Annotated in this window: 12 protein-coding genes; 9 read left to right on the forward strand and 3 right to left on the reverse strand. The window is 37.2% G+C overall.

What is annotated here, in order from left to right:
- The 3 genes from PP181_RS17365 to PP181_RS17375 form a co-directional block, all read right to left on the reverse strand.
- Window positions 1–1255, reverse strand: a 1255-nt coding sequence (locus PP181_RS17365) for an efflux RND transporter permease subunit (RefSeq protein WP_272638023.1), incomplete at its 3' end; no start/stop codon positions are given.
- Between the two features lie 108 nt (window positions 1256–1363).
- Complete coding sequence (locus tag PP181_RS17370; protein WP_272638024.1) at window positions 1364–1783, reverse strand: HYC_CC_PP family protein; 420 nt, start codon at window positions 1781–1783, stop codon at window positions 1364–1366.
- A 110-nt stretch (window positions 1784–1893) separates the two neighbouring features.
- Window positions 1894–3108 carry a site-specific integrase gene (locus PP181_RS17375; RefSeq protein WP_272638025.1) on the reverse strand — a complete coding sequence of 405 codons (1215 nt, stop codon included), beginning with the start codon at window positions 3106–3108 and terminating at the stop codon, window positions 1894–1896.
- Between the two features lie 895 nt (window positions 3109–4003).
- Between PP181_RS17375 and PP181_RS17380 the strand changes: the two genes are divergently transcribed.
- From PP181_RS17380 to PP181_RS17420, 9 genes are all read left to right on the forward strand, one after another.
- Window positions 4004–4597, forward strand: coding sequence for a Crp/Fnr family transcriptional regulator (locus PP181_RS17380; protein ID WP_272638026.1), 594 nt, complete (start codon window positions 4004–4006; stop codon window positions 4595–4597).
- A gap of 53 nt (window positions 4598–4650) precedes the next feature.
- Window positions 4651–5295, forward strand: a complete 645-nt coding sequence (locus PP181_RS17385) for a hypothetical protein (RefSeq protein ID WP_272638027.1) — start codon at window positions 4651–4653, stop codon at window positions 5293–5295.
- A gap of 21 nt (window positions 5296–5316) precedes the next feature.
- Window positions 5317–5769: a DoxX family protein gene (locus tag PP181_RS17390; protein WP_272638028.1), complete on the forward strand. Its 453-nt coding sequence runs from the start codon at window positions 5317–5319 to the stop codon at window positions 5767–5769.
- 5 nt (window positions 5770–5774) lie between these two features.
- The gene (locus PP181_RS17395) at window positions 5775–6311 is read left to right on the forward strand and encodes an NADPH-dependent FMN reductase (RefSeq protein WP_272638029.1); all 537 of its coding nucleotides are present in this window, start codon (window positions 5775–5777) and stop codon (window positions 6309–6311) included.
- 96 nt (window positions 6312–6407) lie between these two features.
- Window positions 6408–7526 carry a type 1 glutamine amidotransferase domain-containing protein gene (locus PP181_RS17400; RefSeq protein ID WP_272638030.1) on the forward strand — a complete coding sequence of 373 codons (1119 nt, stop codon included), beginning with the start codon at window positions 6408–6410 and terminating at the stop codon, window positions 7524–7526.
- Window positions 7527–7633: 107 nt separating this feature from the next.
- Window positions 7634–8611, forward strand: a complete 978-nt coding sequence (locus tag PP181_RS17405) for an AraC family transcriptional regulator (RefSeq protein WP_272638031.1) — start codon at window positions 7634–7636, stop codon at window positions 8609–8611.
- A 100-nt stretch (window positions 8612–8711) separates the two neighbouring features.
- Window positions 8712–9440, forward strand: coding sequence for a DUF4386 domain-containing protein (locus PP181_RS17410; protein WP_272638032.1), 729 nt, complete (start codon window positions 8712–8714; stop codon window positions 9438–9440).
- On the forward strand, window positions 9437–10663 hold the full coding sequence (locus tag PP181_RS17415; protein ID WP_272638033.1) for an alpha/beta hydrolase-fold protein: 1227 nt from the start codon (window positions 9437–9439) through the stop codon (window positions 10661–10663). Before PP181_RS17410 ends, PP181_RS17415 begins: the two co-directional genes overlap by 4 nt.
- Before the next feature lie 138 nt (window positions 10664–10801).
- On the forward strand, window positions 10802–11557 hold the full coding sequence (locus PP181_RS17420) for a type 1 glutamine amidotransferase domain-containing protein (RefSeq protein ID WP_272638034.1): 756 nt from the start codon (window positions 10802–10804) through the stop codon (window positions 11555–11557).
- The last annotated feature ends 286 nt before the right edge of the window (window positions 11558–11843 follow it).

Below are 11843 nucleotides of genomic sequence, written 5' to 3' on the forward strand. Positions count from 1 at the left end.
AAAGTGCGACGATGTTTGCATCTACATTAAAGAGCTTCATCGTGATAAAAACCATCAAAACAGCTACGGGCAATAATCCTGAAATAAGGATGGATGCACGTAGATTGAACACCATAATGATAATAACTAAAATGGTAATCAAGATTTCCAAAGTCAAAGCTTCGTTGAGCGTGCCCAGCGTTTCTTGTATGAGTTCGGTACGGTCGTAAAATGGCACGATGGTTACTTGTGAGGTGCGACCATCTGATAAAATTTTTGTGGGAAGTCCAGAACTAATTTCAGCGATTTGAGCCTTGACATTATTAATAACTTCCAACGGATTTGCGCCATAGCGAGCGACTACAACACCACCTACAACTTCGGCACCTTCCTTATCGAGAATGCCACGTCTGGCAGCAGGTCCCAAATGAACGTTTGCTACGTCTTTAATGCGGATGGAAGTAAAGTTTTCTGAATTTACTACAGCATCTTCGATATCTGCTATGGACTTGACGTAGCCCAATCCGCGCACGAGATATTCCGCTTGATTGATTTCGAGGGTTTGTGCGCCTATGTCTTGATTGCTCTGCTTTACAGCTTTGACCACATCGCCCATACTCACATTGTATTGGCGCATTTTTTCTGGGTCGATATCCACTTGATATTCCTGAACATAGCCACCTATGGAAGCTACTTCAGAAACACCGCTTGCAGATGATAAACCGTACTTTACATAATAATCCTGAATGCTACGCAATTCCTGTAAATCCCAACCGCCTGTTACCTTGCCGTCTTTATCGCGACCTTCCAGCGTGTACCAAAATATCTGCCCGAGTCCTGTGGCATCTGGCCCAAGAGATGGATTGACACCATCGGGCAAAAGGTTTGCAGGAAGTGAGTTCAGTTTTTCGAGTATGCGACTGCGCGACCAGTAGAACTCGATATCTTCTTCAAAAATGATGTAGATGCTGGAAAACCCAAACATAGAAGAACTACGAATGGTTTTTACGCCTGGAATACCCAAAAGGGAAGTGGTAAGCGGATATGTGATTTGGTCTTCAATATCCTGCGGCGAGCGACCTTGCCACTTTGTAAAAACAATTTGTTGGTTCTCGCCAATGTCAGGTATGGCATCTACTGCAACTGGGTCTGTGGGCAGAAAGCCAGTTTCCCAATTAAAAGGCGCATTGACCACGCCCCAACCCACAAATAGGGCAAGTAGTAGAACGGCAACAAGTTTGTTTTCTATGAGAAATTTAATGCTCTTATTTAGCATAGCATTTTGATTATTAGATAATTGGAATTACGTGCTGCAAAAAATGACAAACACGAGTTTTAGCCCACTACAGCGTAGCTGTTGGGCTTCATTCAAAAAATCTAATAATCAAATTAAAAAAGTCTGGTGCAGCACTTGCACATCCCGTTTGACAAAGGGTCGCGGGTAATCTTCAAAAGGAACTTCTTCAGATTTGGTTCCTTCAAATAAATTTATATAAGAGTATGTAAATGCAGCGATGAACGTTTGCTGCTCGAATGAAAGTGTGTCAAAAGATATTTTAAGGTCGTCTTTGCCTTCCTTTACAATTTGTTGGTCAGTACAACAAGATTTCTCAGTCATTTTAGGATTCTCACAAGTTTTGGCAGGTTGCGCTTTTTCCATACCACAACCTTCAGCTTTTGAGAATAAACTGAAATCGACCAAATTGTCCCCACAATAATGCATATCCACAGTAAATGACATAGTAGAGAACATCACTACAAAGGCCATCGAAATAGACAATATTTTATGAAAAACCTGTTTCATCGTTGCAAAATTACAAAAATTTAACAGTTTTTATTGGGATTAACAGAAATTTAATTTTGCAGGAAACCATTATTTAATGGATGGATATGAATAAAAATTTAGTTTTTAAACTAAAAATTGACCACACTATCCAGCGCATCATCTGCGTCTTTGTGGATGAAATTGGCTTGATAGTTAATAGTAGTTTTAAGGTCAGTATGACGATATAACTTTTGAAGCATTAGAGGATGAATATTGTCCGCGGCAATATTGCCAAAGGAATGACGGGCAATATGCATTGTAACCTTTTTCTGGATGCCAGCTCTCTTAGCAATTTTCTTTAAATGGTCGTTGAATTTTTTATTTGCGACTTTCTTTTTTCTGTAGATATCCTTAGCATCGGTTAAATCGGCTTTCTTCATTTCAGGAAACACAAAATCATCATCATTTCTTCTGTCTGAAACATATTGAAGCAAGATTTTTTCTACTTTTTCAGGAATTTTTAAGGATAGTAATTTTGAATTCTTACCCATTCTGTAATGCAACCTACCATCATAAATTTGTGACCACCTTGTAAAAAGTACGTCAGAAACTCGCATACCTGCAAAGTAGAAACTAAACAGCCAAACATTCAAAGAATGCTTTTCCATATCCGTAAGGTCATCAACATTCTCAAGGGCTTGTATTTCTTTTCCAGTTAGTCCTGTTTTAGTAGTTTCAGGAAACTTGATTTTAAATTTACCTGTGCCAAACGGATATAGCTCTTTACTTACTACCTTATCCTTAATAGCACGATTAAACAGTAATCGTATTAAGACCATTACATTCATTGCGGATGTTTCGGAAATAGAGCAAGTCCCTTTTAGATAGATTTTGAACTTTTTAAGAAAGCGTTCATCCACTTCTTGAAAAGTTAAATGACGAGCTTTACAGTACTTCTCAATATAACTGAGCCAAGCAGAATCCGTAGAATGACGGTTGATTTTCTTTTCCGCTTCAAGAGCTTCAAGATGTTCGTCCGCAAAATCGAAGAAAGTGAGCTTGGAAGTTGGTTTGTAAATTTCCTTCTTAATTTGACGTGCAGTTGCATCCTTATTATTGGTCTGTAAAACAATCAAACCTTTTCTCGCTTCTGAAAGTTTTGAGGTTAAAAGATTGTTTAAACTTTCTGCATTTGGATGTGATTTCTTGACCTTGAGATTTTTTGTGTCCCAATCCTCTAATTCAATATAATGGCCTATATGTTTGTAGGTTGAACGGCGGTCTTTGGTTATCCTAACGGCAAGCGGATAGAGTCCCTTTGCGTTAGGTTTTTTGCGAAGTATTATTTTTGCACTTGTAGACATTGTAATCCTGTTTTGAGTACGAAAGTCAAATCAGGTACAACATTTTGCCAAAAATTCACTTTAAAGATACGACTTTATTAGAACTTTTGGGTACAACATAGGTACAACAAATGTTGATATTAACTGATATTATATGACTTTAAATAAAATGAGGAAACATATAAATCATTGAAAATGAGTTAATTTGTGTTTCATTGGTGCAAGATATACCAGACTTAGGATCTAGTGCCGCAAGGTGTGAGAGTTCGAGTCTCTCCGCCTGTACAAAGGGAAAAGCTGACTTTTTATAAGTCGGCTTTTTTATTTTGGTCAAACAATGGTCAAACAGAATAGAGGCTTAATATTCTTTTGTTTCTTCAAGAATACCAATAGAGTACTTTTTTTAATAAGTATTCTAAAATTTACGGTAATACATTATTTTATTTGCTGTTGTTTGGGTGTATTGCAATAATTAAATGTTTTTTGAATAAAATTGAGATGGGAGCTGGAGTTCTCAGGTTCGAATCCTGCCACCCCGACTTTTAACATTTTGTTAACATTTTAACCCTGATAAGCAATTGATTATCAGGGTTTTGTGTTTATGGACTTTAGGCTAAAACAGTCAAAAACAATACAAAATTCATACCGAACGTGTCCTATTACGTGTCCTGTTTCCATACTATACTATTCAAAGGACTTTGCGCAAAGAGCTTTAACATTTGAGTCGTCGGGGAACTCGGATTCGAACATTTCGATTTAGCATACTAATCAATTATTTATCAATAGTTTAAAAATTTTATAAACCAAAATAGTAGCCTATAATAATTGGATGTGTTAATGCGAGCAAAAAAGTGAGTAAAGATTTTTAAGGACAAGAGGCAAATACTTAATTTTAAAGATAGTATAAAAAATTATCTTGAAACTGGAATATTCACATCAACTGATTATTGAAAATGTCAGCAGGTTTATTGACTTAACCGAGCTTGAAAAACAGAAGTACATTTCTTTGCTTACCGAAATAAAAGTAAAAAAGAAGGCCTTTTTAATGCAGGCAGGTGATATTACTACTTATGAATATTTTATAACGAAAGGCTGTTTAAAGGTTTATACTTTGGATGAAGATGGTGCACCGCATATATCTATGTTTGCTGTTGAAGATTATTGGACAGGTGACATGGCTAGCTTTATGACCAAAGTACCAACCCATTATTTCATAAAAGCAACCGAAGATTCGGAACTATTGGGTATCTCTAGGACCAACTATGATTTACTTTTTCAAGAAATTCCGAAATTTGAGCGGTTTTATCGTATACTCTATCAAAGATCACTTATAAGCTATATCAGGCGTTCCAATCATGGCATATCCCTAACCGCAGAGGAGCGCTATCTCGCCTTCAAAAAAAAATACCCGAATATTGTCCATAGAGTTACCCAAAAGGATCTAGCGGGCTATATCGGAATTACTCCAGAATTTATGAGTAAAATTATTTCCAAAGTCAACAGAATGTAAAAGTCTTAAACTAGTTCATTTTTTTTCATGTGTTCCTTTTGGAATTTTGAGACATGGAAAAAACAATAATCATTACTTCGTTTTTAACAATTGGTTTTGCAAACTATTTGCAAGCACAATTTACACAAGTCGAACTCTTTTCTGGTTTTGATAAAACCGATTTTACGCTGTATTCAAGTTATTCCGTTAACAAAAAAAATACGCTAAACATTGCTACCCTTGCGTTCTTTCAGAAATTTAGAGATGAAGAAAACCAAGGCTTTGATGAGGCAGGTGTACAGCCCACTTTATTCTGGAATCTTAATAAGCATATAGCCATTGGTCCATCTTTATATTACAACAGTTTTGCTGGGTATTCTGAACGTTTGTCTGCAAAGTTCACACTAAAAAGTTCAAGAGGATTATTAGTAATTATTCCTACAGTTGCTCATTCCAATCAAAAGAATGCTAGCTATGCTGAGACCTTTGCACAGTTTCAACTTAACACGCCTTTAAATGATAACGTATCCCTTTGGTTAAATGGACAGTTTTTAACCGTCTGGGACAAGTTTAAAACGCATTCAAGAAGTTTTCAGCAATTGCGTTTAGGAGTATCATTCAAAAGTCACCAATTTGGAGTTGGAGTAGACTTTGACCAATATGGGCCTGACCCAATAGAAAAATCATCTCTCGGTGTGTATTACCGAAAAACTTTATAAACAATTTTTAATCCAAACATTATGAAAAATTTAGTAAAAACACTTTTAGCCACACATCCAAATATAGGGTTTAGCATTGCACGATTAACGCTTGGCTTGGTCATATTTCCGCATGGAGCCCAAAAACTCCTTGGACTATTCGGAGGCAATGGTTACTCCGCAACCATGGATGTTTTCACCACGCAAATGGGATTACCAAGTTTTGTGGCCTTTTCGATAATCATGATCGAATTTTTTGGATCCATTTCACTTATTCTAGGGTTCCTCAGTAGATTTTGGGCTCTATCACTTGCTGGAATGTTTATAGGCATCATTTACACGACGCAGTTAGAACATGGTTTTTTTATGAATTGGTTTGGGAACCAAGCAGGTGAGGGGTATGAATATTCCCTTCTGGTAATCGGTCTGGCCTTGACCATCTTTTTGAACGGCAGTGGAAAATGGTCAATAGATGCATTAATCTCTAAAAAATAATAATCATGAAAAAAATACTCACAATTACGGGAAGCAATAGTCAAAAATCCATTAATAAAAGTTTACTCCGCTATTCCTCGGAACTAATGGAAAATATAGAAATCATTCCTATTGACTTAAATGATTACATCCTACCTATCTATGGTGTTGATTTTGAAGCCGAGAACGGGATACCTACAGCGGTCAAGAGATTGGACCGATTGTTTGATACTGCCGATGGATTTATGATATCCTTGGCGGAACATAACGGCTCCTATGCAGCAGTATTCAAAAATACCCTAGACTGGTTGTCCAGAGTTAACGCAAAGGTTTGGCGAGAAAAACCCATGTTGTTAATGGCCACTTCCCCTGGTGGAAGAGGCGGAGCAACCGTATTACAAGCGGCAAGTTCCTACTTCCCTTATATGGGTGCTAGCATTACGGATACCTTTTCGTTGCCTTCATTTTACGATAATTTTAATGCTGCAGAAATTACAAATCAAGATTTTAAAAAGGAGATTCAATTTAAGCTCGAAAAATTTCAGACGAAGGTCAATTCATAAAGAAATCAATTACAGTTTGGTATTGAACGTACAACTATGGATGTAACAAAACATAGTTCCGTTCGTGTTATATATCTAATTCAAAACAATCAAAAAATGAAAAAATCAATTTTAAGTATCCTTTTATTAATGCCAATCCTTCTTTTGTCACAGACCATTGATGTCCAGAAAAAGGTTTTGATGGTGGTCAGTAGCTATGGAAAGGATATGGGGTCGATGAGACCTGGCTACGAGTTTGATGAATTTTCCCAAGCTTATTTAATATTTAAAAACAATAATCTATCCATAGATGTAGCCAGTCCGAAAGGAGGAAAGGTCGAGCCCGATAAATACAATACAGAAAAACTGTATAACAAAATGCTATTGGAGGACAAGCACGCCATAAACTTGTTGGACAATACTAAGGCTACGGCAGATGTAAAGGCAGATGACTATGATGCCATCTACATTGTAGGCGGTAAAGGGGCCATGTTTGATTTGCCATTTGACCCTTCATTGCAAGACATAGTATTGAATTTATATGAGAGGAATAATACGGTTATTTCTTCTGTTTGTCATGGGCCGGCCGCCTTTGTAAATATTAAAAGCGACGGTGATTATATTATAAAAGATGTTGAGATTACAAGTTTTTGCAATATCGAAGAGGAGCTTTTCGGGAAAAAATGGGTTAAGGAATTCCCATTTGGTCTGGAAACAAAATTGATTGAAAGGGGAGCGATTTTTAAGCAAACCGATTTTATGTTATCAAAAGTAGTAGTTTCCGGTAAGTTCGTTACGGGGCAGAATCCCTTTTCAACCACACGCTCCGCAGAGGCCGTGGTAACCTCCTTAGGCCTAGTACCCGTTGACCGAGAACTCTATAATGATGAAAGGAGTGCCTATTTGATACAAGACCTTTTGAATAAAAATTATACCATTAAATGGGCCGAAAATGAACTTGCAGAAAATGAGGTCAACTATGATTTGCCTTTAATTGCTGCTTATGGCTATTATAAAATCCTAGCGTCAACAGAAAATATTGAAGGACTAAAACAAGGTGTAGCATTGGTTGAGTTAACGACACCTTATTTTTTTAATGAAAACCTGCAACTGTTATTGGCCAAAACCCATATTTCCCTGAATAATAAGAAAAGAGCCGTACAAATTGCAAATGAATTGATTTCTAAGAATCTTTTAAAGGAACAAGCTGAAGAACTACTAAAAACTTTAGGTTAGAACGAATTTTCGCCATTTTTTGCCGTTGATTTACGTGATTTTGAACTGTACATCAGAAATTTTAAACCATAAAGCATATATTGAGGAATTGGAATAATTAACGGCAAATGGCATTTGTTTCTGCTAGCATCTATAAAAAAGCTATTGCCCTAGCACAAAAAGAAGGTCTGAACAAGGATTTCGTAGCCTCTTTAGAGCCTGGTACGACGGCGGCTGTTCATATACCAATGGAATTATTACTCGAGGTATATGAAACGGCAGAAAAGCATCTATCTCCGGGTTTTGGATTAAGACAGGGAAAACAACTTGATTCAAATGATTATGGTACGCTAGGTCTTTCTTGGAAAACTTGTCTTAGGGCGGTGGATGTTCTTCGTAATGTAAAACGGTATATGGTCTTGGTCACCAATGATGGTAGCATTGAGCTACAAGAAGGTCCTTTGGAAACAAGATTAATATTACATCGGGATGTGTACCGGAATGGGATAAAAACAGCCAACGAAGCTTCATTTGTAATGTTAAACGGAGTTTTAAAAGAAGTGAGCGGAAGATTGATACAACCCATACAGGTAAGTTTTAAGCACAAGTTTTCTAATGAATTGTATTTTTCTGAACATTTCAATTGTCCGGTTGTATTTAATGCATCGGAAAATGCTGTGACGTATAATACAGAAGAACTTCAATATTCCACCATTAAGGCGGATAAATTTATCCATAAGTTCCTTGTGGAAAGAATGGAGGAAGAAAAATCCAAACTAAAGCTTGAAGTAGACATTCTAAGACAAGAAATCAATCAATTGCTTGAACAGTCCATTTCTAGTGGTATACCCAGTTTGGAACAAGTGAGTGCCTATTTGGGTATGAGTGCGAGAACGCTTAAGCGAAGACTTTCGGAAAGAAATCTTTCGTTTAGAAAACTCATTCAAAAGAAACAGGAGGAGACAGCTGTGCATTTACTTTCCAACACAAATCAGTCTATTGGTGAAATAGCGTTTTTAACTGGATTTTCTGAACAGAGTGCTTTTAATAGGGCCTTTAAAAGATGGACAGGGATTTCACCAAACTCATATAGAAAGGAGATATAGAACCTTGCGTTGTCCCGAAATATCAAAACTTTGGAACTAAATGTCAAAAAAAGGAAAGTGATAGTCATGAAATTTGCTTTTGAACAAAATACGTTTAGAAGTGATCAAAACTGTAAGGGAATTATCAAGTATCCAAGAAATACGTTTCACAGGATTTTTATATCTACTAGTTATAATATGTGCAGGGTTTGCGCAGGGGTACGTTAGGGGAATCCTTATTGTACCTGAGAACCCTACAGAAACAGCAAATAATATATTTAGTAATAAAGGACTATTTCAGTTGGGGCTTACGGCGGACTTGATTGCATTTCTATTGGATGCGGTAATAGCCGTGCTTTTGTATAAAATCTTTAAACCCTTTAACAATACCCTGGCCATATTGTCTTCCTCATTCCGACTAATCGCACATCCGGCCATCGGAAGTTTAAATTTATTAAATCATTACATGGCTTTGAAGGTGCTGAAAACCGAAGACCAATTCAATCCATTCAGTACCGAGCAAATACAACAAATAAGTTTTTCTTTTTTGGAAGCGCATCAGTACGGTTATCTCATTGCAGGAAGCTTTTTTGGGATACACTGTCTTTTGTTTGCCATACTTATTTACAAGTCCAATGTGTTTCCAAAGGTGTTCGGAGGGTTGTTTTTGGGCGCAGCAGCAGGGTATCTCATAGAGTCTTTTGGGAATTTTAATGTTCCGGGGTATGAAGGTTATACGGCTTTATTCGTAGGTATTGCAGCCGCCCTGGGTGAATTGGGACTAACCCTCTATATGGTAGTTAGGGGAACTACAAAGTCATATAAGAATTTAAAAAACTTACCATTATGAAATCGATATCTACAAAACAATTGATACGCTTAATCATGGTGTTATCTTGCTTCTGTTCTTCATTTGGACAGGTAGCGCATACAATTGAAAAAACCGAAAATGGACAATTATTAGGATTGGGTACCCAACACTTTTTAAAATCAACAATTTTACAAGAAGAACGGCCCTTTATAATTTCATTACCCTTTGGGTACAAGGAAACCCATGCCACTTACCCCGTACTTTACGTATTGGATGGTCTTGCCAATATTAAACATACGGTTGGAACGGTAGAGATGTTGACGGAATCTGGATTGATACCTCCACTAATTATAGTGGCCATAGAGAGTTTGGACAGAAATAGGGACTTAACCCCTTCCAATGCAGGTAAGAATTTACACGGTAGTAGTGGAAATGCCGGTATCCCGCAGAGCGGAGGAGCACCAAGATTTCTTGATTTTTTTCAAGAAGAGTTGATTCCTTTTATAGATAGTCATTATAGAACTCATCCTTATCGAATATTGGAAGGTCATTCGCTGGGAGGTCTGTTCAGCATATATACCCTTATGGAACGCCCGGATCTTTTTAATGCATTTATTGTCGCAGCTCCTGCACTATGGTGGAACAAAGAAGAAATGACCGAAAAAGCAAAATCATTTTTTAAACTAACCAATACCCTGGATAAGACAGCCTACTTCGGAATTGGTGGAGGGGACGGCTGGGGAATGCGTCAGGAGCTTAAAAGGTATATTGATGTGGTAGAGCAGCATAGGCCTGCCAATTTTAGATGGAAGCACGAGCAAGTGGGGGATGAAGGCCATATGGCTTCCAGAATGCTTTTGAATTACAATGGTCTCAGATTCTTGTTTTCGGATATGAAAATCAGTGAAGGCTTGATTGATAATTATAGTGATACGGCATTTTTAGAATCGGAAAAATGGTTAAAAAAACGGTACGGTAAGAATGCCCGCAGACCTGCTGAAGACTATTTTAGTCTTGTCTCTTTATTGGTAGACAATGGCAACGAACTAGGTGCTATAACCGTTCTTGAAAGTGCTTCAAAAGAATACCCGGAATATATTGGGCTACTGACTTATTTGGCAAAATTGTATGAGAACACAAATCAAAGAGACAAAGCTGTGGACACCTATTTACTTGGGGTCGAAGTTTCCAAAAAGTATAAGCAAGGGCAAGAAGATGACTTGTTAGAGGAGGTCCGTAAGCTGAAACGAAAAAACAAATAAACATAATTCAATAGGGCAAAATGATATCAGAATCAAACGTATGGTTGCCTGAGTTCTTATTATTTCATTAAACCGAATGGATTTCACACAGAACACAAATTGAAACAATAAACAAGTATAAACCTTAAATTAATAAATATGAAAAGAACATTTTTGGCAATTGTAATAATGCTACTTTTTATTGCGTGTAAGGATACTAAAGGCGAAAAGGGAAAAATTTTGATGATAGTATCAAACATGGAAGACATGGGAGACCCTGAAAAGCATTTTGCAGGAAACAACCTATGGGAAGTAGCGCCCCCATATCACATTTTTGTGTCACATGGCTATGAAGTTGATTTTGTTTCACCTACAGGTGGAAACGTACCTTTTTCCATGGACCCTATGGGAATAAGTAGCTACACAATTAAATATGAGAATTTTAAGGACAAAGTTGAAAGTTCATTGACACCTGATGAAGTGAACTTCAAAAATTATCAAGCGGTTTTTATTGGAGGAGGTTATGGACCCCTGTTTGATGTTGCCAACAACGAGAATTTGTTGCCCATCATTGCCCAAATCTATGAAAATGGTGGAGTAGTGGGAGGTTGCGGACATGGCCCAGGTGCTTTGGCCAATGTTAAACTTAGTAGTGGCGAATATATGGTCAAGGATAAAAAGGTTACCGGATTTCCAAATTCGACGGAAGTGACCAAAAGCTGGGCCAAAGAAGGAACCTTGTTGCCCATTATGCTAGAGGATCAACTACGTGCTAATGGAGCTATGTTTCAAAACAAAAGAGATCTCAACGACAAACATGATGTGGTAGTTGATGAGCGAATTGTAACAACGATGTTTCTTCCCTCTTCCGCTATTGTGGCAAAGGAAATGATTTTGGAAATTGAAAAATACTAATTTCAAGTGGAGGCTGCTATTCTGTTCACGGCTTTTCAATGATTGGTAGATTTTACCACACTTGAAACTTTTTGCGTCTAGAACTAAAGTACTATAGTTGCCTATTTGATGGAGGTTCAATCAATCATTAAACAAGTCCACATTGGGCCATTTTGTTCTGGTATCAATTTCATTATTAATGATGGATTGTATGGAATTTAAGATTGCTTCGTAATTGCTACTCCTTTTGTTCATTATTACGCTGTAGTTAAAAGTATCGTTATGTCTGCTCAGAACAGAGGAAGTT

The organism is Maribacter sp. PR66 (assembly GCF_028464205.1).
GTDB classification, from domain to species: Bacteria; Bacteroidota; Bacteroidia; order Flavobacteriales; family Flavobacteriaceae; genus Maribacter; species Maribacter flavus.

Bases quoted from the DNA above. Each gene is read 5' to 3' on its own strand.
- PP181_RS17395 (WP_272638029.1), top strand. From the start codon at position 5,775: ATGAAAAAAATACTCACAATTACGGGAAGCAATAGTCAAAAATCCATT.
- PP181_RS17400 (WP_272638030.1), top strand. From the start codon at position 6,408: ATGAAAAAATCAATTTTAAGTATCCTTTTATTAATGCCAATCCTTCTT.
- PP181_RS17405 (WP_272638031.1), top strand. From the start codon at position 7,634: ATGGCATTTGTTTCTGCTAGCATCTATAAAAAAGCTATTGCCCTAGCA.
- PP181_RS17375 (WP_272638025.1), bottom strand. From the start codon at position 3,108: ATGTCTACAAGTGCAAAAATAATACTTCGCAAAAAACCTAACGCAAAG.
- PP181_RS17370 (WP_272638024.1), bottom strand. From the start codon at position 1,783: ATGAAACAGGTTTTTCATAAAATATTGTCTATTTCGATGGCCTTTGTA.
- PP181_RS17390 (WP_272638028.1), top strand. From the start codon at position 5,317: ATGAAAAATTTAGTAAAAACACTTTTAGCCACACATCCAAATATAGGG.
- PP181_RS17415 (WP_272638033.1), top strand. From the start codon at position 9,437: ATGAAATCGATATCTACAAAACAATTGATACGCTTAATCATGGTGTTA.
- PP181_RS17420 (WP_272638034.1), top strand. From the start codon at position 10,802: ATGAAAAGAACATTTTTGGCAATTGTAATAATGCTACTTTTTATTGCG.
- PP181_RS17385 (WP_272638027.1), top strand. From the start codon at position 4,651: ATGGAAAAAACAATAATCATTACTTCGTTTTTAACAATTGGTTTTGCA.